At 58.8% G+C, this 23,644-nt stretch carries 17 protein-coding genes and 1 pseudogene; 5 read left to right on the top strand and 13 right to left on the bottom strand.

Annotation, left to right across the window (positions count from 1 at the left end; all coding sequences use genetic code 11):
- Positions 1 to 90: 90 nt before the first annotated feature.
- Positions 91 to 1,026, bottom strand: coding sequence for a LysR substrate-binding domain-containing protein (locus hmeg3_RS16990; RefSeq protein WP_094564768.1), 936 nt, complete (start codon positions 1,024 to 1,026; stop codon positions 91 to 93).
- A 501-nt stretch (positions 1,027 to 1,527) separates the two neighbouring features.
- On the opposite strand from hmeg3_RS16990, the gene hmeg3_RS16985 reads away from it, so the two are divergent.
- Complete coding sequence (locus hmeg3_RS16985; RefSeq protein ID WP_094564767.1) at positions 1,528 to 2,808, top strand: urate hydroxylase PuuD; 1,281 nt, start codon at positions 1,528 to 1,530, stop codon at positions 2,806 to 2,808.
- An 81-nt stretch (positions 2,809 to 2,889) separates the two neighbouring features.
- On the top strand, positions 2,890 to 4,524 hold the full coding sequence (gene hutH / locus hmeg3_RS16980; protein WP_094564766.1) for a histidine ammonia-lyase: 1,635 nt from the start codon (positions 2,890 to 2,892) through the stop codon (positions 4,522 to 4,524).
- A gap of 478 nt (positions 4,525 to 5,002) precedes the next feature.
- Here the strand turns inward: hutH and hmeg3_RS16975 are convergent, their stop codons facing one another.
- On the bottom strand, positions 5,003 to 5,839 hold the full coding sequence (locus tag hmeg3_RS16975) for an AraC family transcriptional regulator (protein WP_232511693.1): 837 nt from the start codon (positions 5,837 to 5,839) through the stop codon (positions 5,003 to 5,005).
- A gap of 213 nt (positions 5,840 to 6,052) precedes the next feature.
- Here hmeg3_RS16975 and hmeg3_RS16970 point away from each other — a divergent pair, with 213 nt between their 5' ends.
- The gene (locus tag hmeg3_RS16970) at positions 6,053 to 7,033 is read left to right on the top strand and encodes an SDR family NAD(P)-dependent oxidoreductase (RefSeq protein ID WP_094564764.1); all 981 of its coding nucleotides are present in this window, start codon (positions 6,053 to 6,055) and stop codon (positions 7,031 to 7,033) included.
- A 324-nt stretch (positions 7,034 to 7,357) separates the two neighbouring features.
- On the opposite strand, the gene hmeg3_RS16965 is transcribed toward hmeg3_RS16970, so the two are convergent.
- The 7 genes from hmeg3_RS16965 to argH all read right to left on the bottom strand — a co-directional run bounded on the left by hmeg3_RS16965 (position 7,358) and on the right by argH (position 15,449).
- Positions 7,358 to 8,854: a deoxyribodipyrimidine photo-lyase gene (locus hmeg3_RS16965; RefSeq protein ID WP_094564763.1), complete on the bottom strand. Its 1,497-nt coding sequence runs from the start codon at positions 8,852 to 8,854 to the stop codon at positions 7,358 to 7,360.
- A gap of 117 nt (positions 8,855 to 8,971) precedes the next feature.
- Positions 8,972 to 9,700, bottom strand: coding sequence for an ABC transporter ATP-binding protein (locus hmeg3_RS16960; protein WP_094564762.1), 729 nt, complete (start codon positions 9,698 to 9,700; stop codon positions 8,972 to 8,974).
- 2 nt (positions 9,701 to 9,702) lie between these two features.
- Positions 9,703 to 10,464, bottom strand: a complete 762-nt coding sequence (locus hmeg3_RS16955) for an ABC transporter ATP-binding protein (protein WP_094564761.1) — start codon at positions 10,462 to 10,464, stop codon at positions 9,703 to 9,705.
- On the bottom strand, positions 10,464 to 11,354 hold the full coding sequence (locus hmeg3_RS16950) for a branched-chain amino acid ABC transporter permease (RefSeq protein WP_094564760.1): 891 nt from the start codon (positions 11,352 to 11,354) through the stop codon (positions 10,464 to 10,466). The genes hmeg3_RS16955 and hmeg3_RS16950 overlap by 1 nt, the downstream gene beginning before the upstream one ends.
- Positions 11,355 to 11,358: 4 nt before the next feature.
- Positions 11,359 to 12,240: a branched-chain amino acid ABC transporter permease gene (locus tag hmeg3_RS16945; protein ID WP_094564759.1), complete on the bottom strand. Its 882-nt coding sequence runs from the start codon at positions 12,238 to 12,240 to the stop codon at positions 11,359 to 11,361.
- Positions 12,241 to 12,482: 242 nt separating this feature from the next.
- Complete coding sequence (locus hmeg3_RS16940) at positions 12,483 to 13,649, bottom strand: ABC transporter substrate-binding protein (RefSeq protein ID WP_094564758.1); 1,167 nt, start codon at positions 13,647 to 13,649, stop codon at positions 12,483 to 12,485.
- Between the two features lie 408 nt (positions 13,650 to 14,057).
- Positions 14,058 to 15,449, bottom strand: coding sequence for an argininosuccinate lyase (argH, locus tag hmeg3_RS16935; protein ID WP_094564757.1), 1,392 nt, complete (start codon positions 15,447 to 15,449; stop codon positions 14,058 to 14,060).
- A gap of 330 nt (positions 15,450 to 15,779) precedes the next feature.
- Between argH and hmeg3_RS16930 the strand changes: the two genes are divergently transcribed.
- Positions 15,780 to 16,607, top strand: coding sequence for an HDOD domain-containing protein (locus tag hmeg3_RS16930; protein WP_094564756.1), 828 nt, complete (start codon positions 15,780 to 15,782; stop codon positions 16,605 to 16,607).
- A gap of 93 nt (positions 16,608 to 16,700) precedes the next feature.
- On the opposite strand, the gene hmeg3_RS16925 is transcribed toward hmeg3_RS16930, so the two are convergent.
- From hmeg3_RS16925 to ppc, 4 genes and pseudogenes are all read right to left on the bottom strand, one after another.
- On the bottom strand, positions 16,701 to 17,189 hold the full coding sequence (locus tag hmeg3_RS16925; RefSeq protein ID WP_094564755.1) for an N-acetyltransferase: 489 nt from the start codon (positions 17,187 to 17,189) through the stop codon (positions 16,701 to 16,703).
- Positions 17,190 to 17,451: 262 nt separating this feature from the next.
- Entirely contained in the window at positions 17,452 to 18,387 is a 936-nt protein-coding gene (locus tag hmeg3_RS16920) for a dienelactone hydrolase family protein (RefSeq protein ID WP_094564754.1), read from the bottom strand.
- Between the two features lie 58 nt (positions 18,388 to 18,445).
- A pseudogene (locus tag hmeg3_RS16915) lies at positions 18,446 to 19,387 on the bottom strand (DMT family transporter).
- Between the two features lie 198 nt (positions 19,388 to 19,585).
- Positions 19,586 to 22,483: a phosphoenolpyruvate carboxylase gene (gene ppc, locus hmeg3_RS16910; protein ID WP_094566414.1), complete on the bottom strand. Its 2,898-nt coding sequence runs from the start codon at positions 22,481 to 22,483 to the stop codon at positions 19,586 to 19,588.
- A gap of 166 nt (positions 22,484 to 22,649) precedes the next feature.
- Between ppc and hemC the strand changes: the two genes are divergently transcribed.
- The gene (gene hemC / locus hmeg3_RS16905; RefSeq protein WP_094564753.1) at positions 22,650 to 23,603 is read left to right on the top strand and encodes a hydroxymethylbilane synthase; all 954 of its coding nucleotides are present in this window, start codon (positions 22,650 to 22,652) and stop codon (positions 23,601 to 23,603) included.
- Positions 23,604 to 23,644 lie beyond the last annotated feature (41 nt).

Genomic DNA, 23,644 nt, shown 5'->3' with positions numbered 1-23,644 from the left:
GTAAATCACCCAGTTCAATATATAAGCCGGCCAATACTCGTTTTCTGTATGTGGATATAAGCGTAGTGACGAGAATGTTGCCGCAAAGCCTTAGTTGGCAAGCATCTTGGCGGCAGCGCTCACCTGCGCGCGCAGCCATTTATGCTCGGTCGCCTGATGCACGCGCTCGTGCCACAACTGATAAAAGCGCAGCGGTGGAAACTTGATCGGCACACTATAACTTTTCAGCGACAAGGTCTTTTCATAGAAGCTGGCGAACTGCTGGCCGGCGGTCAGCACCAGATCGGTCTGCGCCACCATGTAAGGCAGCATGCGGAAATGCGCCGACTCGACCACGACGTTGCGGTGCAGATTCTGCTTTTCAAGGAAGCTGTCGATGGTGCCGTGATAGCCCGGCAAGATCTGCGACGGCGCCGCATGCGGCAGGCTCAGATAATCCTCTATCGTCATCGCATCCTTGGCGGTGCGCTTGGCGTAGGCGCAATCCGAGCGCATCAGGCACACGATGGGGTCGTCGAACAGTTTGGACAGATGCAGATGTGGCGGCGGTTCGTCCCAGTTGGCGATGACGAGGTCGAGTTCGCCGTCCGACAACAGGCGCACGTAGTCGGTCTCCGGTCCGAGCGCATGGATGACGATGTGGCTCTTGGGCGATTCGCGGCGCAGGCGGGCGATGACTTCGGTGAAGAAGGGCGTGTTCATGTAATCCGGCGCGGCGATGTGGAAGGTGCGCGCTTCTTCCTGCGGGACGAAGGCGGTCTTGGGCACGAACAGGCGCTCGGTTTCTTCCAGGATGCGCTTGGCCGGTTTCAGCAGGCTTTCGCCGTGCTGGGTCGGCACCATGCCGCGTGCGCCGCGCACCAGCAAGGGATCGCCGGTGAGCTCGCGCAGTTTGCGCAGCGATGCCGAGATCGACGGTTGCGGCTGGTTAAGTTTCAGCGCCACGCGCGAAACGTTCTTTTCGCACAGCAACAGATAGAGGATGCGAATCAGGTGAATATCGAGATGGTCTGGCAGCCTGGACATCATTGTCTCCGGGTAACTGGTAACGCGAGGCGGGCGTTTGCGCAGGGCGCGCTGAACAGCCTTCTTACCCGTGGAGGGTGGCCACACTTGTTGATGTATGTTGGTCTCTACTCTAGTTATTATATTTTTTGAGTGATAGAGGTTCCCACATAACGCGACCATTGTTGTATATGAATATGCGTATGTCAAATATAAGCTGATGGCAATGTTTTAAAAGCCCAACACGTTTATCGTTCCACCATCCCAGTCGCCCCCTTCCGTGTGCGCAGGCCGCGACTGAGAAAAAATAACAGATGGCAATCGCCATCAAGGTCGTCGCGGCAGCAGGTAACGAGGATTTACGCAGAGGCAGGAGACGCTCTGCGCAAGTCTTCTTATTTATCCGGATCGGGTTCGTTTTCAAGCGAACCCGATGCGGATCGACCGTTTTGTGATTTGAGGCCCGGCCTCGCTCATCTGAAGTGCCCGCAGTGGCAGGTGAGGAACAAACGTGGGGAAGACATGGAAGCATTGTTCGTATCGTATGGCGTGGAGTGGCTCAATCTGCTGGTGCGCTGGCTGCACTTGATCACCGGGATTGCGTGGATCGGCGCATCGTTTTATTTCGTCTGGCTGGATAACTCCATCCGTCCTCCGAAGCCAGGCAGCGACCTGGCCAAGAAGGGCGTGTCCGGTGAGTTGTGGGCCGTGCACGGTGGTGGGTTCTACAACCCGCAGAAGTATCTCGTCGCGCCTTCCGAATTGCCGGAAGAACTGCACTGGTTCAAGTGGGAAGCCTATGCCACCTGGATCACCGGTTTCGCGATGCTGTTCATCGTCTACTACTTCAACGCCTCGGCCATGATGGTCGACAAGTCGGTCGCCGATCTCTCCGGTCTGCAATCGGTCGGTGTCGGCCTCGGCACCTTGCTGGTCGGCTGGATCGTCTATGACCTGCTGTGCAAATCCCCGCTGGGCAAACGTGAAGGCTTGCTCGGCCTGGTGATGTTCCTCTTCATCGTCGCCGTAGCCTACATGCTGACGCACCTGTTGAGCGGTCGTGCTGCCTACATCCACGTCGGCGCCATGATCGGCACCATCATGGTCGGCAACGTGCTGATGGTCATCATTCCCGGTCAGCGCAAGCTGGTGGAAGCCATGAAGCAAGGCAAGTCGCCTGATCCCATCTATGGCAAGAAGGGCAAGCAGCGCAGCGTGCACAACAACTATTTCACGCTGCCGATTCTGTTCATCATGATCAGCAACCACTACGCGATGACCTACACCCACGCGTACAGCTGGCTGGTGCTGGCTGCGATCATGGCTGCCGGCGTGCTGATCCGTCACTTCTTCAACCTGCGTCATGCCGGCAAGGTCTCGATCGGCTTCCCGATTGCCGGTTGTGCATTGTTGCTGGCTGTGGCGATTGCGATCGCACCGAAGCCGCTGCCGAAGGTCGCTCCTGCCAGCTCGGCCGCCTCCGCTGACACTGCAAGCGTAACGGCAACTACCTCCACAACTGTACCTGTCGCCGCTGCCGCAAGCGGCGTAGACTTTGCCCGCGTGCAGGAAGTGATCACGCAACGTTGCGCCAGCTGCCACTCGGCGCAACCGACGCAAGCCGGTTTCGCCACTGCGCCGGCAGGCATGATGCTGCAGACGCCTGAGCTGATCCGCCAGCACGCTGCGAAGGTTTACCAGCGCGCAGTCCAGACCAAGGACATGCCGCTGGCCAACATGACGCACATGACCGATGAAGAGCGCGCCTTGATCGGCGCCTGGTTTGAAGCCGGTGCGAAGTAATCCGCCGTTCATGTATCGACAGGAGAAGCGCCTGCCTCTGTGCAGGCGTTCCTGACTGACAAAGAAAGACAAGGAAATCCAATGACCACCATCACCATCGACGGTTTTAACCTCAACGCGGAGCAAGTTGTCAGCGTTGCACGCGCAAAGAACGGCACCTATGCCAAAGTCGCCTTGGCGGATTCCTCCCGCGCCGCGCTGAAGCAAAGCCGCGACTTCATCGAATCCACCTGGATGCACGATGAAGCGCCCATGATGTACAGTTTCAACACCGGTGTCGGTTTGCTCAAAGACACCCGCATCAAGGTTGAACATATCGAGCTGTTTCAGACCCAGCTGATCAAGGCCCACAGCGCCGGCATCGGCGAGCCGTTCTCGGAAGAAGTCAGCCGCGCCACCATGCTGTTGCGCGCCAATGCCTTCGCCAGCAATTACTCCGCGCCGCGCGTGGAAGTGGTCGATCGCCTTCTGGCCTTCATCAATGCCGGTATTCACCCCATCATGCCGCAGAAAGGTTCGGTCGGCGCTTCCGGCGATCTGGCGCCGCTAGCCTATCTGGCTGCAGCCATCGTCGGTTTCGACGAAGCCGAAGTGATGTACCAGGGTAAGCGCATGAGCGCGCCGGAAGCGATCACCAAGGCCGACATCGGCCCGGTCAAGTTTGATCTCAAAGCCAAGGATGCTTCTGCGCTGATCAATGGTTGCACCGCTTCGCTGGCCGTGGCCGTGCTGGCGGCACACGATTCGCGCAACCTGCTGACCGACGCCTGCGTATCGCTGGGCCTGACGCTGGAAGCCATGCGTGCAGAGATGTCCGCCTTCGATCCACGCATCCAGCAAGCGCGTCCGCACGCCGGTCAGATCAAGACAGCGGCGGTTGTCCGCACCTTGCTCAAAGGCTCCACCCGCACGACCCACGAAGCGCGTTCGGTGCAATTGCCGGATGAACTGCGTCGTACCGATATTCCGTATTCGTCGCGCATCCAGGACGTCTACTCGCTGCGCTGTGCACCGCAAGTCTACGGCCCGGTGTTTGACGCGCTGGACTACATCGACACCATCGTCGACAAGGAAATCAATTCCGCCACCGACAACCCCCTGATCTTTGACAAGGAAGGCGGCGGTTTTGAAATCATCTCCGGCGGTAACTTCCACGGCCAGTATCTGGCGCAGGCGATGGACTTGCTCGCCATGACCATCACTGATCTGGGCAGCATCTGCGAACGCCGTATCGCGCGTCTGATCGACCCGACCCTGTCGTGGGGCTTGCCGCGCAACCTGATGAGCGGCGTGCGTGGTGTCAACACCGGTTATCCGGTGGTGCAGTGCTCGATGAGTTCCCTCGTGATGGAAAACCGCACGCTGTCCATGCCGGGCAGCGTCGACAGCATCCCGTCCAAGGGCAACAGCGAAGATCACATCTCCAACTCGACCTGGTGCGCGCGCAAGGCCGCCACTGTCGTCGCCAACACGCAATACATCGTCGGTGTGGAGATGCTGCTGGCGGCACAAGGCCTGACCATGACGGAAGAACTGCTCAAGGATTTCGTGCTGGGCGAGGGCACGCAGGCGGCGTATGAAGAGATCCGCAAGCAGATCCCGGCATGTCTGGACGGCGATCGCTGGTTCCACAACGATATTCAGGTGGCGCATTCTTTTATCACCAGCGGATCGGTGCGCGAGGCTGTGGTTGGCCGTATCGGCAAGTTTGTTTGATTGGTTTTGTTGTTGTGTTGGGAAAAGGGCAGCTTCGGCTGCTCTTTTTTGTTCCGACTGGCGGTGTTGGATAGCTTCGGGTTTTCTTTCTTCGATCAACCTAGCCGGGGGCGGCCCGGCAGCCGCTCACTTTTCTTGCTCCGCCAAGAAAAGTAAGCAAAAGAAGGCGGCCGCTGGGTCGTAGCCCCTTCGGGGTTCCCGGCGCCGGCAGGCACAAATCGGGAAGGGAAAACAACTCGCTGCGCTCAGACATTTTTCCCTTCTTTTTCCGATTTGCACCTGCCGTCACCGGCTACTCTCAAGCGGACTTCGAGACCGGCTCGCTTCGCATCGCTAGGGGACGGAGGTGGTTTAAATTTCTCTGGTCTTTTTAAGTTCGTCGTTCCAACGGAAGTTGGAACCCCGTGTTGTGTCGGCGGTTGAGTGGTGCACATACGCCACTGGGGCCCAGCGTCGGCTGGAACCCAGTATGAAGGTCTCAAACTATCACGCTGGAAATATCGCTGATGCTTTCTCGCAATTGCGAGGCGTCTTGTTTTGGTGGCCTTCCGAACAGTCGTGAGTACTCGCGGCTGAATTGCGACGGGCTTTCGTAGCCCACGGCGTAGGCGGTGCGGGTGGCGTCGACGTCGGATGCCAGCAGGCGTCGCGCAGCCTGGAGCCTGAGCGTTTTTTGATATTGCAAAGGACTCGTCGAAGTCGCTGTGCGGAAGTGGCGGTTGAAGGATGCAACGCTCATCCCGGCGATGTCTGCCACGGTTTCGATGGGGAATGATTCATCGAAGTGGTTACGCATCCAGTCGATGGCTCTTCTGATCTGCGCCAGCCGGCCTTCTTCGCGCGCTATCTGCCGCAGCAACGGCCCGTGAGGACTTTGGAGCAGACGATACAACAACTCTCGCTCTCTCGAGGCGGCGAGAACGGGAATGTCTTTCGGCGTGTCGAGCAAGGCCAGAAGGTGATCCCAGGCTTCCAGCACTTCGCGGGAAACTGTTTCAATGTGGAAGCCTAAAAACTCCTTTTTCGATGGCGCCCCGGGCATGTCGGCAATCAGCGCGGTGAAGATCTCATGGTCCAGCGTCAGGCCCGTACCTAGATAAGGTTTGTCGCCGTCCATTTCGAATATGCAACAAGTCGTCGGCAACTCGATCAGCGATGCGAAACAACCGCCGGCGCCATAGCGCAGCATTTTCTTGCCGACCATCATCTGCTTGGCACCCTGAAGAACCAGGCATACACCGGCGGCAACGGCTGTAAATGTCGGCTCCGGTTGCCGGAAGGCGCCGATGGCAAGACGTGGAATGGCGGTGTCCAACTGCTTGTCGTCGGCGTGACGCAGCACCCGCCGGCACATCTGATCAAGTAAGTCTTTCATGAATCCAGTGTGGCATGACTTGAGAGCGAGATCAATGAAATGAGCAGATCAGGCAAGAATTTGCGCAGTTTTGGCGAGTAGGCGCGAGGTCGGGAGCGTATCTTGGGCAAGACGGGCGCGATCACCGCGTCCTTAACTTCACAGGAGAGAATCTTGACTATCAAACACTTCGATGCGAAATCGACAACAGACGATGTACTGGGCGATATCGATCTGCGCGGCAAGCGCGCCTTCATCACCGGTGTCTCGGCAGGGCTGGGCGTGGAAACGGCGCGTGCCCTTGTGGCGCGCGGCGCGGAAGTGATCGGCACGGTGCGCGATCTCGGCAAAGCACATAACGCCACGAAAGTCGTGCGCGATGCGGCAGAGCAAAGCGGCGGCCGTTTTGAAATCATCCGGATGGATCTGGCCGATCTTGCGTCGGTGCGGGCGGTGAGCGATGCGATAGTCGCCGCGAAGAAACCCTTCGATCTGGTGGTCGCCAATGCCGGCATCATGGCGACGCCGTTTGAGCACACCAAAGACGGCTTCGAACTTCAATTCGGCACCAACGTGCTGGGTCACTATGTACTGGCTAACCGTCTTGCACCCTTGATGAAGGAGGAGGCTCGCTTGATCGTGCTATCTTCCAACGGCCACCGTTTTGCAGACGTCGATCTTGAGGATCCGAACTTTGCGAACACGCCCTACGATCCATGGGTTGCCTATGGCCGCTCCAAGACCGGCGACGCACTGCTGGCGTTTGCGTTCGACGCGCGCTATCGTCATCGCGGCGTGCGCGCAGCGAGCATTCATCCCGGCGTGATTCAGACGGAACTGATCCGCAACATGGAACCAGAAGCCTTCCAGGCCGCATTCACCGCGATGAATGAACAGCATCTGGCGCAAGGACATCAGCCATTTGAAGTGAAAACCGTCGCGCAAGGAGCGGCAACAACCCTGTGGGCCGGCATCGTCGCTGATGCAGAAATGATCGGCGGACGCTATTGCGAGGATTGCCATGTTGGGGAAATCTTGTCGGATGATGCGGTTGTCAGTGCATTCAGTGTCGGCGTGCGTCCCTATGCAATTGATCCGAAGCGGGCCGATGCGTTGTGGGAGAAGGCGGGGGAGCTTGTGGGCGAGAAGTTTTAAAATCCCTGCGATGCTGACCTCAGCGGAACGCTGACACCACTGGGTCACAGCGTTCGCTGGGACGACACAAAAGAGACCGGAAGAAGTTGATTGCATCACCGGCCCCGAGACTGGCGATGCGCAGCGAGTCAGTCTCGAAGTCCGCTTGAGAGTAGCCGGCGTCAGCAGAGGAAAATCGGATTAAGAAGAGAAAAATGTCTGAGCGAAGCGAGTTGTTTTCCCTTCCCGATTTTCCTCTGCTGACGCCGGGCTATCCCCGGCACGGTCGGTCGAAGAAAGAAAAGATTCGATCAGCGAAACTGGTTGTCGAACCAAAACGCTTACTCAATCCTCATCCCCCAAATCCTTCTTCACCACCGCATACCTCAACAACGTCCTCTTCCGCGCCTCTGCATGATCCACCATAGGCTCCGGATAATCCTTCCCCAACTTGACCCCGGCAGACTTCAACAAGTCAGCAGAACACAACCAGGGCGCATGAACATACTTATCCGGCAAGCCGGCCAGCTGAGGCAGATACCGCCGGATGAACTTCCCCTCCGCGTCAAACCTCTCTGACTGCGTAATCGGATTGAAGATACGGAAATACGGCTGCGCATCGCACCCTGAAGAAGACGCCCATTGCCAGCCGCCGTTGTTGGCCGACAGGTCGAAGTCATTGAGCTGATCGGCAAAGTACTTCTCGCCCCAGCGCCAGTCGATCCCCAGGTCCTTGGTCAGAAAGCTCGCCACCACCATGCGCAGACGGTTGTGCATGTAGCCGGTCTGGTTCAGTTGCAGCATGGCGGCGTCGACCAGGGGGTAACCGGTGCGGCCTTCGCACCACTTGGCAAACATCTCGCGCGCATGCTTGCCGCCTTCCCATTGAATCGCGTCGTAATCCGCCTTGAAAGAGCGCTCAACAACGCGTGGATGGTGGAACAGGATCATGAAATAAAAATCGCGCCACACCAGTTCCGACAACCACACCGGCGCGCCGCGGCGGCCTTCGCCGATGCGCATGGCCTCGACGGCAGTACGGGCCAGCGTACGGATGGAGATCGTGCCGAAACGCAGATGCACCGACAGGTAGGACGGTCCCTTGACGGCAGGGAAGTCGCGCGTATCGCCGTACTTGCCCAAACGCGGCAAGAAGTCTTCCAGCAATTGTGCTGCACCAGACATGCCGGTCGGGATACGCAAGTCTTTCAGATTGGTCGGCAGAAAGCCGAGGTCTTCCAGTGTCGGCAAGGCCTTGTGGTATTTCTTTGAAGGTGGTGCGAGTTGTGCGAAATAGGCATCCACCGGATAAGGCTTGAGATAGAAGTCGCCGCCAGGACCGGATAGCTTGTTCATCCATGCATTCTTGTACGGTGTGAAGACGGAGAAGGGACGACCCGCCAGCGACAGTACTTCGTCCTTTTCAAAGATGACCTGATCCTTGTAGGTCAGCAATTGGCGGCCGTCTTTTTCCAATTGTTTCTTGACCGCCGCATCGCGCTTGATCGCCTGTGGTTCGTAGTCATGGTTGGTGAAGATGGCGTCGACGCCAAGCTCTGCCGCCAGCGCCGGGATATCTTGCTGCGCCGAGGCATGGCGCACGATCAGTGCGCCACCGGCCTCGCGCAAGGCGGCGTCGAGTTCGGTAATGGAGGCCATGATGAAGTCGATGCGGCGATCGGCTTGCAGGCCGTCGGCCAGCAGCGCGTCGAGGATGTCGCGGTCATAGACGAACACGCAATGCACCTGCTTGCTTTGTTTGAGCGCGTAATACAGCGCAGCGTGGTCGCTGATGCGCAGATCGCGACGGAACCAGACGAGAGAGGAATCGAAAGTCGGCATGAGGGAGAGGGCAATGTTGGCAATAGCAATAACGCACGATGGTAAAGCATTCGGCCGGTACAAACAAAAACAGCGACCCTGAGGCCGCTGTTTTTGTTTGCAGTGAAACCGAACCGATCAGCCGCCCAGATAGGCTTCGACCACTTTCGGGTTGTGCAGCAGGTTGGCGCCGCTGTCTTCCAGCACGATCTTGCCGGTTTCGAGCACGTAGCCGCGTTGCGCGATGCGCAGCGCCTGGCGCACGTTTTGTTCGACCAGCAGGACCGTCATGCCGGTCTTGTTGATCTCTTGCACGATGCGGAAGATTTCCTGGATGATCAGCGGCGCCAGGCCCATCGACGGTTCGTCCAACAGCAAGACCTTGGGTCTGGCCATCAGCGCGCGGCCGATGGCGAGCATTTGCTGTTCGCCGCCGGAGAGGTTGCCGGCGAGGCCCTTGGCGCGTTGCTTGAGGACAGGGAACAGCGAGTAGACCCACTCCAGGTCGGTAGCCACCGCAGCCTTGTCCTTGCGCGTGTAGGCGCCCAGGGCGAGGTTTTCTTCGATGGTCAGCGTGGTCAGCGTGGCACGGCCTTCAGCGACTTGCACCACGCCGCTGCCGACGATGCGGTGCGGCGACTGCTGGGTGAGGTCTGCGCCGTTAAACAGCACTTTGCCGCGCGTCGCTTTAACGAGGCCGGAGATGGCCAGCAACGAGGTGCTCTTGCCGGCGCCGTTGGCACCGACCAGCGCGGTGATTTCGCCTTCGTTCAGGGTCAGGCTGATGCCTTTGACGGCTTCGATATGGCCGTAGGAAACCGCCAGGTCCTGGACTTGCAGAATGACTTTTGGGACTGTCTGGCTCATGGTTATGCTTCTTCCTTGCCGAGGTAGGCCTCGATCACTTCCTGATTGTTCTTGATCTCATCCGGTGTGCCTTCGGCGATGATCTTGCCGAAGTTGAGCACGGCGACGCGGTCGCACAGGCCCATCACGAAACGCATGTCGTGCTCGATCATGAAGATCGAGAAACCGCGTTGCTTGATGTTGATGATTTCTGCCATGAGCTCGGTCTTTTCCGCCGGGTTCATGCCGGCCACCGGTTCGTCCAGCAACAGCAGCTTGGGCTTGGTCGCCAGCGCGCGGGCGAATTCCAGCTTGCGCTGCTCGCCGTAGGAGAGGCTGTCGGCCAGCATGTCGGCCTTGTGGTCCAGACGCACCCAGGACAGCAGCTCCAGCGCGCGTTCTCGGGCCTCCTTCTCGATCTTGCGGAACGAGCCGAGGTTCAGCAGCAGGCCGCCGAAACCGTAGTCGAGGTGATCGTGCATGCCCACCACGACGTTTTCGAGCAGCGTCATTTCCTTGAACACGCGAATATTCTGGAAGGTGCGCGCGATGCCGCGTTCGGTGATCTTGTGCGGGGCGACGTTGCCGATGTCCTGGCCGTCGAACACGATGTTGCCGGAAGAGGCGCGCAGCAGGCCGGTGATCAGGTTGAACACGGTGGTCTTGCCGGCGCCGTTGGGGCCGATCAGACCGAAGATGCCGCCTTCGGGCACATGGAACTGGACGCCTTGCAGAACCTGCAAACCGCCGAAGTTTTTACTGATCTGGTTGAATTGTAAAAGCATCAGTTCACCTTCTTGCTTGCAGAGTTGTTGCTGTTACGGCGTTGCATGAATGCACGAATACGGCGCGGATCCCAGATGCCCTTCGGCAGATACAGCACGACCAGGATCAGGATCAGGCCGTTGGCGGCCAGGCGGAAGTCCTTGAAATGGCGCAGTACTTCAGGCAGCAGCGACAGGATGGTCGAGCCGATCATCGGGCCGATCAGGTTGCTGGTGCCGCCGAACACGGCCATGGTCAGGATATCCACGGCGTTTTCAAAACCGTAGTTGTTGGGGCCGATGGTGAAGGTGTAGTGCGCGTTCAAGGCGCCGGCAACACCGGCGATCGCTGCGCCGATGACGAAGGCCAGCAGCTTGTAGCCGGCCACGTTGACGCCCATCAGGCGGGCGGCGACTTCGTCTTCCTTGATCGCTTCAAAGGCGCGGCCGATCTTGGAGCGGCGTACGCGGGCGAGGAAATACACCGTCACGCCCAGCAGCAGCACAATGTGCCACCACTCGGTGACCGGCGGAACGCCGTTCAGGCCCATCGGGCCGCCGGTGATTTCCATGTTCAGCACCACCACGCGCACCACTTCGCCGAAGCCCAGTGTGGCCATCGCGAGGTAGACGCCAGACAGGCGCAGCGTCGGGATACCGATCACCAGTGCCACCAGCGCCGGCAGGATGCCGCCGGCTGCGAGCGCAACCGGGAAGGGCAGACCTGCCTGCATGGTTATCAGGGATGCGGCGTAAGCGCCGATCCCCATGAACGCTGCGTTGGCCAGCGACAGCAGGCCGCACGACAGCGTGACGTAGATTGACAGGGCCAGCATGGCGTTGACGCCGACGCTGAAGATGACGGTGTTATACGTCGCCCAGAATCCATCCCACCATTCCATCATACTCATGGGATTAAGCCTTTCTTTCCAGCACTTTGCCGAACATGCCGGAAGGCTTGACCAACAAAATCAAAAACAGGAGACCGAACGCCACCGCATCGCGGAAGTCGCTCGAAATGTACGCCACGGTCAGCACTTCGGCAAAGCCGAGGAACAAACCGCCGATCATCGCGCCGCGGATGTCGCCCATGCCGCCCAGGATGATGACGGCAATGCCCTTGTGCAGCATCGGCTGGCCCATGAAGGGCGAGATCGCATTGAAGGACAGGCCGACCAGCACGCCCGCTGCGCCCCCCAGCGCGGCGGCGGCAAACGAGGTCAGGTAGAACAGGCCTTCGACGTTGATGCCCAGCAGGTAAGCGGCTTTCGGCGACTCGGCGATGGCGCGCAGCGCGCGGCCCAGCTGTGTGCGGCGCATCACGGCCAGCAGCACGATCATCAGCACGAAGGCGATGACGACGATGCCGACTTGTACCGCGGTGACGTGCATGTTGCCGATGGTGACGCTGTCTTCCGGGATGGTGCCGACCGGGAAGCGTTTGTTCTCGGCGCCGAACAGACCTTGCGCGAGATTGGTCAGCATGATCGCGACACCGATGGTGGCAATCATGGGAATCAGGTGGGGTGCATTGCGCTTGCGCAGCGGTTTCAGCACCAGAAAGTCGACGATGAGGCCGATCAGACCGGTGGCGACCATTGCCGCGAGCATGGCCAGCCAGAGCGGCAGTGCCAGTTTTTCGACCAGCAGCAGTGCGGCATAACTACCCAGCATGAAGATCGCGCCGTGCGACAGGTTGATGACGCCGAGCACGCCGAATACCAGCGTGAACCCGAGCGCAAAGAGCGCATAGACGCTGCCTAGCGAAAGGGCATTGATAAGTTGTTGTTCTAACATAGAGCCTGCGAATAGAGTGGTGACGAATGGTGAGGAGCGCCGGTCTCATCCGTCAGTCATGCATGAACATGCATGCGCTGGCAGGCTGGCGATGTATCCCTCGTTACATCAGAAAAGCGGCTTTTGGCTAGCCTGTTCTTTTTCGCGATTGGGTAAAACTGGTGACACTAACCGAGCAGTGGGAACAAAAAGACTCCGGTAAAAAATACCGGAGTCTTTGAGCTCGTTCTTCCTGCTGAAAATTACTTCAGCAGAGTGAACTTGCCGCCCTTGGCGATACTGACGACAGCTTCTTGTTGCGCATCGAAGCCGACTTGCTTGCCGGCGACGGCAGGCGCAGCGCGGAAGGCGAACTTGCCGGTCGCGCCATCGATCTTGACGGCAGGCAGGGCCAGACGCAGAGCGTCACGGTCCTTGTCCAGTGCGCCGGACAGCTTGACGTTCTTGAGTGCTTCGGCAACCACGTGCAGTGCATCGTAGGCTTGTGCGGAGAACTGGTCGGGGTCGGAACCGAACTTGGCCTTGTACGCGGCGATGAACGCCTTGTTGGCTGGCGTCAGGTTTTCCGACGACCATGGGCTGCCCATCAGGGTGTTGTCGCCTGCGTCCTTGGCGATTTCAAACAGCTTCGGCGAGTTCAGACCGTTGCCGCCGATGAACGGTTGCTTCATGCCCAGCGCGCGGGTTTGCAGGATGATGTTCGCCGCTTCTTCCGCCAGGCAGGAGCAGACGATGGCGTCAGGATTGCCGGCCTTGATCTTGGTCAACTGTGCCTTGAAGTCGACGTCGCCCTTGGCATACGCTTCGGTCGTTGTGGTCGGGATCTTTTGCTGTTCCAGCGTCGCCTTGAAGACGTCGTAGCCGGACTTGGTGAACGCATCGTCGTTACCATAGATCACAGCGACCTTCTTGATGCCGAAATGCTTGACGGCGGCCTTGACGGTCACTGGCAAGACGTCGGCTTCCATGACGGAGTTACGGAAGGTGAACGGGCCCATGGCAGTGATGCCGTCGGCGGTGTTGCTGGTGCCGAAAGCGACGACCTTGGCGGCGTTGGCGATCGGGTCAGCAGCAAAAGCGGAATTGGACAGGGTCGGGCCGAAGACCATCAGCACCTTGTCCTGGAAAATCAGTTTTTTGAAGACGTTGATGGCTTCTTCTTTCTTGCCTTGTTCGTCTTCTGCAATCAGAACCAGTTTGTTGCCGTTGACACCGCCCTTGGCGTTGACTTCGTCAGCGGCCAGCGTGAAGCCGTTCTTGATGGCGACGCCGTATTTGGCGGCAGGGCCGGTCAGTGCTGCGGCCAGGCCGAGCTTGACGTCGGCAGCCAGTGCTGCATTTGCCAGAGTTGCACCGATCATCAGTGCAGGCAAGGTCTTTAAAGCGGTTTTAAGCATGTTGAATCGCATCGAGTTCTCTCCTTAGTTAGATATTCTTATAGAGGATGACGCGAAATATGAACCGGAGGTAACCGGTGCAGGAAATCTTGGGTGGGATCTCCCTATTTTGCTCCATCCTCTTTAGGCCGTCGTGCGGCCTTTGGGATACAACCGGTCAAGAATACCGTAAACCGGTTAAAACACACTGCTGCACTGCAACCTGATAAGCCGCTTTGCAACCGTCTGCAGACTCCGCCGAGGCAGAGGTGACACTGATGACAGATTTGATGCTGGTCTCTCCGGAGACAGACCGGTCCTGCTGATTACCTCGCACTGCTACTTTTGGTACAGACTCAGTACAGCGGGATCCGGGTCGCGTTGGCAGTTCGGATGCCGCTGGTATTTCCTTATTGCTTTATTCCTTGGTCGCGTTCTTACTTACAGCGACTTGCGCACTTCCGCGATCGCCAGACGTACCTGATTCGGTGCTGTGCCGCCGATATGGTCACGCGCAGCGACGGAGCCTTCCAGCGTCAGGACGCCGAAGATGTCATCTTCAATCAATGGCGAATAGACGCGCAGTTCGTCCAGCGTCAGATCCGACAGATCGCAGTTGCGATCGACGCAGGTGCGTACGGCGTGCGCGACGGCTTCGTGGGCGTCGCGGAAGGGCAGGCCCTTCTTCACCAGATAATCAGCCAGGTCGGTCGCGGTTGCATAACCCTGCAGCGCGGCGGCGCGCATGGCTTCCGGCTTGACGGTGATGCCGCTCGCCATGTCGGCAAAAATGCGCAGTGTGTCGGTCAGCGTGTCGACGGTGTCGAACAGCGGTTCCTTGTCTTCCTGGTTGTCCTTGTTGTAGGCCAGTGGCTGGCCCTTCATCAAGGTCAGCAGCGCGATCAGGTGGCCGTTGACGCGGCCGGTTTTGCCACGGGCCAGTTCAGGCACGTCCGGGTTTTTCTTTTGCGGCATGATCGACGAACCGGTGCAGAAACGGTCGGCGATGTCGATGAAGCCGACGCGTGGGCTCATCCAGATGACCAGTTCTTCGGACATGCGCGAAATGTGGGTCATCACCAGCGCAGCGGCAGCACAGAACTCGATGGCGAAGTCGCGATCGGAAACAGCGTCCAGCGAGTTACGGCAGACGTCGTCGAAACCCAGTGTCTTGGCAACGCGCAGGCGATCAATCGGGAAGGTGGTGCCGGCCAGTGCCGCAGCGCCCAGCGGCAGGCGGTTGACGCGCTTGCGGGCGTCGGCCATGCGCTCGGCATCGCGGCCGAACATTTCAACATAGGCCAGTACGTGGTGGCCGAAGGTAATCGGCTGCGCCACTTGCATATGGGTGAAGCCCGGCAGGATGGTGTCGGCGTGTTGTTCAGCCAGATCCACCAGCGCAGCGCGCAGATCGCGCAGCAGGCCGCTGATGTCGTCGATGGCCGAACGCATGTAGAGACGGATGTCAGTGGCGACCTGATCGTTGCGCGAGCGGCCGGTGTGCAGGCGCTTGCCGGCATCGCCGACCAGCTCGGTCAGGCGTTTTTCGATGTTCAGGTGGACGTCTTCGAGGTCGAGCAGCCATTCGAACTGGCCGCCGTCGATTTCACCCTTGATTTGTGTCATGCCGCGCTGGATGTCGGCGTAATCCTGTGCGCTGATGATCTGCTGGTGCGCCAGCATTTCTGCATGGGCAAGCGAGCCTTGAATGTCGAACTGTGCCAAGCGCTTGTCGAAAAAGACAGAAGCGGTGTAACGTTTCACCAGATCGGAAACGGGTTCGGAAAAGCGAGCCGACCAGGCTTCGCCTTTTTTCGATAATTGAGCAGTCATAGTGGGGTCCCGGAGAATACGCGATTATAGCAAGTCGATGACATTTGAGCCACGCTACGGCATGCTCCGGCGTGGTGCGGATCCTGAGGGGGCGCAAATTGGCGGCAAGTCCGAGGCAAGTCAATAGGGAAAATTCTGCGTGGTGCAGATGCAGGCATGATGGCAACATCGGGGCAATATCAATGGCGAGTGGCATAAAAAACATTGCACTCTTGCCAAATCTTGAAGATACTCAAATTGCTGTTTTGTAAATCCAACTAATTCGATTTTGTTGGGTCTGTTAACCAGAAGTCTGGCAGGCTCACGTGGTCTCATCCGGGGAGAGGTCTCATGAATTTTGAAGCACTGTTTCAGCAACAAGCAGCACTGCCAAGTATTCCCAAGGTCGTCCAAGAAGTCATTGAAAGCTTCAACAACGACAATGTGTCGATCGAAGACATCGCCAAGAAATTGAGCGCCGATCAGGTGCTGAGCGCCAAGCTGTTGCGCCTGGCGAACTCTTCCTACTATCACGTTTCACGCAGCATCGGCACCGTCGATGATGCCGTATTGATGCTGGGTTTCATGACCGTGCGCACGCTGGTTGTGAGCACCGGCCTGACCGGCAGCTTCAAGTCCATGTCGGGTGTCGACCTCAAGCTGTTCTGGCGCTATAGCCTGCACACCGCGATCGTCGCCAAATGGCTGGCAAAAAAACAGGGGCTCAATTCCGACCTGGCCTTCACAGTTGGCATGATGCATGCCATCGGCCAACTGGTCATGCATGCTGTCATGCCGGAGCAAACCTTGCAGATCGACAAGATCGCCAGCCCGATCGATGCGCGTCGCCTGGATGTCGAGCGCACTACGTTTGGCTATGACTTCTCCGATGTCGGTGCCGAGCTGGCCAAGCGCTGGCGCTTCCCTGATGAGTTCTCGGATGCCATCAAGGCCTTCCCGACACCGCTGGAAGTCACGCCATTCAACAAAATCGCGGCAGTCATTCACATTGCCGCATGGCGCGCCCGTGCGGAAGAGAATAAATATTCCCGCGAGGAAATGGAATCGACTTTCCCGAACGATGTCGCCGCCAAACTGGGCGTGAAGCCGGAAGTGCTGCTCGATGAGTTGCCGCCGTTGGCAGAACTGGGCGCGGGGATGGAAGAGTTGATTTCCTGATCCGAAAATTGCTCTTCGGAAATTCGCAGGTGCTGTATGAATTGCGGCCGCATTGTCGGCCGCAATTTTTTTGAGATCTCTAAGGGATATCTCTTAGTCGGACGATAGCGTCCGCACCATGGTGATCTCGCTGGCAATGAATCCGGCCTTGCGATAAAGCGCCTGCGCCGCTTCGTTATGCGCGAATACATTCAGGCTCAGGCTGCCGAGGCCGCGCAGCTTGACCTCTTCCTGCAACAGTTCCAGTGCGGCAGCAGCAAAACCACGCCGGCGATATGCCGGGTCAATCATCAGGTCGTACAGGAATGCGGACGTCTCGTTGTCTTCCGTCACCTCTCCAAACCAGATTTGGCCGACACTGGCGCCGCTTTCTTCGTCCTGCAGCAGCATCAGATACTGTCCCGGCGTAGCCGGCCCTTGCGGCAGCATGACTTGCAGGTTTTCAAAGGCCTCCGGCTGGCTGGTTTCCAGTGAGGGCAGGCCGGTCAGGCGGCATTGTTCGGCATAGTCGGCCGACGAAGTTTCGACAAAACGTTCAAAGTCGGCAGTCGTCATCGGAATCATCTTGAGTTGGGCGGGCATGGTGTCTTTCTGGAAATTCGAATAGGAGGAGATCGAAAAATTTCTGTGTTGGCGTCGAGGGATTTCCCAAGGACGGATATCCGCTAGCGCTCATAGCAGCATTGACACAATTGACCGCTCCAAATTCCGGCACTGCCTATTTATTTGTTATCGGCTCCTTGTGTCGCGGTCCAATTACGAACCTCTCGTTAGCCAGTTAAACGGGCGTAAAAAAAGCGGATAGGCTTGCGCCTCATCCGCTTCTTATGTTGTCAGCCTTGGCTTATTCCAGTTTGTCTTTCAGGAACTTCAGCATCTCACGATAGGCCTCTGCGCGTGAATCAGCATTGCCGCCGCTGGTGACGCCTTCCCCGCGTTTGCCCACGCCCGGGATATCCATGCGTACATGGATGGGCAGGCCAGGCGCATCGAAGTCATGGTAGGTGTCCGGATACAGGCGCAAGGTGATGCCGGTATCACTGCCTTCGGTTTTCTTTTCCAAGGATTCGCAGGCCTCCGGTGGCGTCCAGTCGTCGTTCTCGCCCATGAGAATCAGCATAGGCGCCGCAGGCTTATACGGTGTGCGGCTGCCGGCATAGGGCGTGCAGGTCGGGTAGAAGGCAACGGCGGCCTTGGGTTGAACCTTGCGCACGGCAACATCGGTCTGCGCCAGATTCAATGCAGCGAGCATGGTGGTGGCGCCGTGTGACCAGCCGACCATGCCCACGCGGGCGTAATCGACGTCGTCCTGCGTGGCCAGCCAGCGCATGGCGATCTGAATGTCGAAACGGCGATTGGCGCTGCTGGCTTCACGCTGGGCCAGGGTTTCCTGGCAGATCGAGCGGCGGCCGCGCGGCGTGAAACTGTCGGGGAACAACACGTTATAGCCGGCATCGGTCAGCGCGCGCGCCATGGCGATATGGCGTGGCGTAAATTCGATTTTTTCTTTATTGACGCTGCTGTAGAGGCCGCCGCAGCCGTGCATGGCGATGATGGTCGGTTTCTTGTCCGACTTGCCTTTGCCCTTGAACCAGAAGCCGAACAAGGCGGTTGCTTTGCCGCCCGGTGACTCTACGCTGGTCAGAAAAACGCGCTCGGTGCGCAAAGGCGGCAGCGGCGCCGTTTTGGCAGCCGGCGCCGCCGCAACTGCAACAGCAGCAAGTTGTGCGCACAGCCCTGTCAGACAGAGCGATGCAATAGTTTTGCCCCAGATACGCATGGTGAACTTCCCCAAATATTTATGTGTGCAACCGTTGGCCGCCTGTCGGTGTTTGCCGTCAGACTGATGTCGGCTTGCTGTCGATTCTGTCTTGCGGCATCGTCGCCGCCTTCGTTTTCGCTGCCGCTGGTCTCAACACCAGCAGCAACGCCGCCCCGATCAATACGCCTCCCACGGCGTAGGCCCAGGACAGTTGTTCATTCAGAAACAGCCAACCCCACAAGACACCAAATAGCGGTATCAAAAAAGTAACGGTTAACGACCTCACAGGTCCTATATCGGCAATTAATCGGAAAAATAAAATGTAGGCCAGCGCCTAACACACAAATCCTAATGCCAACAAAGCAAACCACGTACCAGCGCTGCCGTGCAGCGGGCTGTCTCGCATCCCTGCAGTGATCGCAAAAAACGGCAACAGAAGCGCAACCGCGCCTAACTGACTGCCGAACGCCACCAGTTTGCTATCCAGTCCGCCGCGATCCGTGATCCAGCGCTTGGTCAGAAATCCAGCCAGCCCGTAGCAACCGGTCGCCAGCAGACAAGCCAGCGCACCGAAAACGGTCGCTGTGTCGAATGCCACGGGACCGGTTCTTGTCAGCACGGCAACGCCGGCCAGGCCGAGCACCACGCCCGCCACTTTGCGCCTTGTCAGTGTGTCACCAAAAAATAACGCCCCGATGACCACGCCCATCAGCGGCGTTGTCGCATTCAAAATAGCCGAATAACCTGCCGGCAGCACTTTGGCGGCGAAGCTGTACAGCACGAAAGGAATGCCGGAATTGATGGCACCCAGCAGCATTGCTGCACGTAGTTTTCCCTGAAACCGATATTTTACGCGCAGTAGCACAAGGATGAGCAGCAAGCCCAGTGCACCGAACAACACCCGGAAGAACGCCGTATTCAAGGCGCCCATTTCCGGCACGGCGATGCGCATGAACAGAAAACTTGCGCCCCAGATGGCGGACAAGGTGAGCAGGCGGAGCAGGTCGGCGGGTTTCATCGGTATTCCGAGAGGAGAAAGATGGGACATCATTCTTGGAGGGGAATGATGCCTCGGCACTCCGAAACTTGCTATCGTGTTTTTCCTGATAGATATCAGGAAGAGAAAAAGGGTAGGCGGATCACGATAATGATCGCGTACACCGGCACGCTGCAAGCCGATGTACGCGCAGAACTAAAATCAGGCTCTTTTACTTCATCAGCCCGTATTGCGCAGACCGGCAGCCACGCCGTTGATGGTCAGGTGTATTCCGCGTTGCACGCGTTCCTCGACTTTCTTGCCTGCTGCGGCCGTGCTGCGATGGCGCTTGATCAGCTCGACTTGCAAGTGATTCAGCGGGTCTAGATAGGCAAAGCGGTTCTTGATCGAACGCGCCAGCAGCGGATTACCGGCCAGGCGATCCTTGTTGCCCGTGATCGAGCTGAGCAGGTGACTGGTACGCTCATGCTCGCTCACGATGCGTCCGAAGATCGCGGTGCGCAGCTTGCGGTCCGCGACCAGTCCGGCGTAGCGCGAGGCGACGGCCAGATCGGTCTTGGACAAGACCATGTCCATGTTCGACAGCAGGGCGGCGAAGAACGGCCATTCTTTGTACATCGCGCGCAGGGCCGCCAGTTTCTTGGCGCTCTCTTTGGTGCCGCCTTCCTGCAGCCACTCCGACACCGCGCTGCCGAAGCCATACCAGCCCGGGAACAGCAAACGGCATTGACCCCACGAGAAGCCCCATGGAATCGCGCGCAGGTCTTCGATGCGGCGAGTCGATTTGCGCGAAGCAGGGCGCGAACCAATGTTGAGTTCGGCGATTTCTGCAATCGGCGTCGAGGCAAAGAAGTAGTCCGTGAAGCCCGGTGTTTCGTAGACCAGGTTGCGGTAGGCCTGATAGGCGCGTTCCGACAGATCTTCCATCACGCGCTCAAACTCGGCCAGCTTGCGGGTCTCTTTGGCGTCGGTGGTTTCCGGCATGAGGCTGGCTTCCAGCGTCGCGGCGACCAGCAACTCCAGATTACGGCGGCCGATCTCCGGGTTGGAGAACTTGGACGCAATGATTTCACCTTGCTCGGTCAGGCGGATCTGGCCGTTGACCGTGCCCGGCGGTTGCGCCAGGATGGCCTGATAGCTCGGGCCGCCGCCGCGACCGACGGTGCCGCCGCGGCCGTGGAACAGGCGCAGCTTGACGCCGGCGCGATTGAACAATTCCACCAGGCGGTTTTCAGATTTGTAGAGCTCCCAGTTGGACGTGAGGAAGCCGCCGTCCTTGTTGGAGTCGGAATAGCCCAGCATCACTTCCTGCAGCTTGCCTTGCTTGGCAATCAACGGCGCCACCAGCGGGAACGACAGCCATTGCTCCATGATGTCGGCGGCGCAGCGCAAGTCGGGGATGGTTTCGAACAGCGGGATCACCATCAGTTCGAGTTCGACCAGCTTGGATGGATCTTTCGCATCGGCATGCAGCAGGCCGGTTTCCTTTTGCAGCAACAGCACTTCCAGCAAGTCGGACGCGGTTTCCGTGTGCGAGATGATGTAGTTGCGGATCGCGCGCGCGCCATAGCGTTGGCGGATCTCACGCGCCGCGCGCAGGATGGTCAGCTCGGAATTGGTCTCGTCTGAATAGGTCAGGTACGGCGAATACAGCAGGCGCGGCTTGGAGAGTTCCGCCAGCAGCAGCGCGATCTTCTTTTCTTCGCTCAGGCTGGCATAGGATGTCTCCACTTGCGCGCTGGCGAACAGTTCGCTCAGTACACGCTCATGCACGTCGGAGCTTTGACGCATGTCCAGCGTGGCGAGGTGGAAACCGAAGATTTCAATCGAGCGCTTCAGTACCGCCAGCCGCGGCTTGACCAGCGCAGCGCCGTGATTGGCGTTGAGCGAATCGATCAGCACCTGCAGTTCCCTGATGCATTCTTCCGGTGTGTCGTAATGCGCAGCGGCGCCGACTTCCTGGCGCAGGATGTTGACCACGCCGAGATTGCGGGCGGTTGCCGCCAGGCGCGCATAAACGCCGATCAGCGCGCGGCGGTATGGCTCGTCGGCGCGATGGTTGGAGGTGTCGGGCGAAGTGTCGGCCAGCGCCAGCAGCTCAGCGCTGGCGTCGACCATCAGGGTCGAGATCGACAATTCGGCACCAAGCGCATGAACTTCATCGAGGTAGAAGTCGAAGATCGTGGTCGACTGGCGTTGCAGCGCGCGCTGCATGGTGCCGGCGTTGACGTTGGGATTGCCGTCGCGGTCGCCGCCGATCCAGCTGCCCATCTGCACGAAGGGCGGCAGTTCCGCCTGCGTGGTGCGCGAACGTGCGCGGGACGGAAACTGCGCGTTGATTTCTTCTTCGATGTCGTCGTACAACGCCGGCAGTTCACGCAGGAAGGTGATGCGGTAATAGGACAGCGCGTTTTCGATTTCATCGGCAACGGTCAGCTTGGTGTAGCGCAGCATGCGGGTTTGCCACAGCGTAGCGATGCGCGCGCGCAGCAGTTCGGTGTTGTCGCGCAACTCCTTCGGTGTCAGCGGGCTGTCGCGCAGCGCCAGCAGGCGGGCGATTTCGCGCTCTGCATCGAGAATACTCTTGCGCTGCACTTCGGTCGGATGCGCAGTCAGCACCGGCGAGATCAGCGATTCCGACAGGAAGTTGCGCACGGTGTTGCCGGACACGCCAGCATTGTCCAGGCGCGACAGCGCGTAGGCCACACTGCTAGGCTGTGGTGCCGAGCCGGCCAGCAAGTGGGCGCGGCGGCGGCGGTTGTGGTGCTGGTCTTCGGCGATATTGGCCAGATGCGAGAAGTACGAGAACGCGCGCACCACCGAATTGGTTTGGTCGCGGGTCAGCTTCTTGAGCAGCTTGTCGAGTTCGGCGCCGGCCTTGGCGTCGGATTCGCGGCGAAAGCGCACGGCCGTCTGGCGTATGGTTTCGACCACCTCGAAAACGGCGTCACCTTCCTGGTCGCGCAGCACTTCGCCGAGCAGACGGCCGAGCAGGCGGATGTCTTCTTTGAGCGGAGCGTCCTTGTCTGCGGACTTGACGGGGCGTTTTTCGATGGAGCTGGAGCTAGGGCTAGGGGTATTGCGAGCAGAAGTTTTAGTTTGTGGTTTAGTTGGCATGATCAACAATTGCTACGGTTTTCAGAGGAGAAAGTCGGGCGTGCTGGTCGAACTGTCAGTGGTGCTGCGTGCTAGAATTTGGCTCACTTGTTTGCCTCCACTATTTTTATATTTTTATGCGCCGGGCACCTTCACAGATGACTCGGCGACTACCGGAAGAGCCCTCTTGAAAGAATTTCCTCCCTCCAAGCTGGTCATCGCTTCGCGCGAAAGCCGCCTCGCCATGTGGCAAGCCGAGCATGTACGCGACCGGTTGGCAGCATTATATCCGCAGTGCAGCATAACTATCCTCGGAATGACCACGCGCGGCGATCAGATCCTTGACCGTACGCTGTCCAAAGTTGGCGGCAAGGGGCTGTTTGTGAAAGAGCTGGAAGTCGCCATGGCCGAGGGGCGCGCCGATCTGGCGGTACATTCGCTCAAGGATGTGCCGATGGAACTGCCGGAAGGTTTTGTGCTCGGCGGCATTCTGGAACGCGAAGATCCGCGCGACGCCTTTGTCTCCAACGACTACGCCGGACTGGATGATCTGCCTGTGGGCGCCGTGGTCGGCACCAGCAGTCTGCGTCGCCAGGCATTGATCGCTGCGCGCTATCCACATCTGGTCATCAAGCCTTTGCGCGGCAATCTCGACACGCGTCTCGGCAAGCTTGATCGCGGCGATTACGCCGCCATCATTCTGGCCGTCGCCGGGCTGAAGCGGCTTGGGCTGGAGTCGCGCATCCGTTCGGCGATTTCTCCGGCACAAAGTCTGCCTGCGCCGGGGCAGGGCGCGATGGCGATCGAAATCCTTGCCGACCGTACCGACCTGCAGCGCGTGCTGGCCCCGATCAATCATCTAGCGACCGACCGTACCGTGACGGCAGAGCGCACGCTGTCGCGCACTTTCGGCGGCAGTTGCCAGATTCCGCTGGCGGCCTTCGCCACGATCGACGGCGACAAGATGCACATGCGCGCGATGGTCGCTACGCCCGACGGCAAGCAGATTGCCGCTGCGGAAGCCAGCGGCCCGGCCGATGCACCCGAAGCGCTGGGCCGGCAAGTCGCCGATCTGTTGCAAGCGCAGGGTGCAGAAGCTATTTTGGCCGCATGCAAGGCTGAATCGGCTGGGGCGGAATAGTTATCCCGACTTACCCGATCCCAGAATTCCACTCTGAAAGG

This window comes from Herbaspirillum sp. meg3 (assembly GCF_002257565.1).
GTDB lineage: Bacteria > Pseudomonadota > Gammaproteobacteria > Burkholderiales > Burkholderiaceae_D > Herbaspirillum.
Note: the sequence above shows the minus strand (reverse complement) of the source record. Positions and strands in the feature narration are given on the sequence as shown.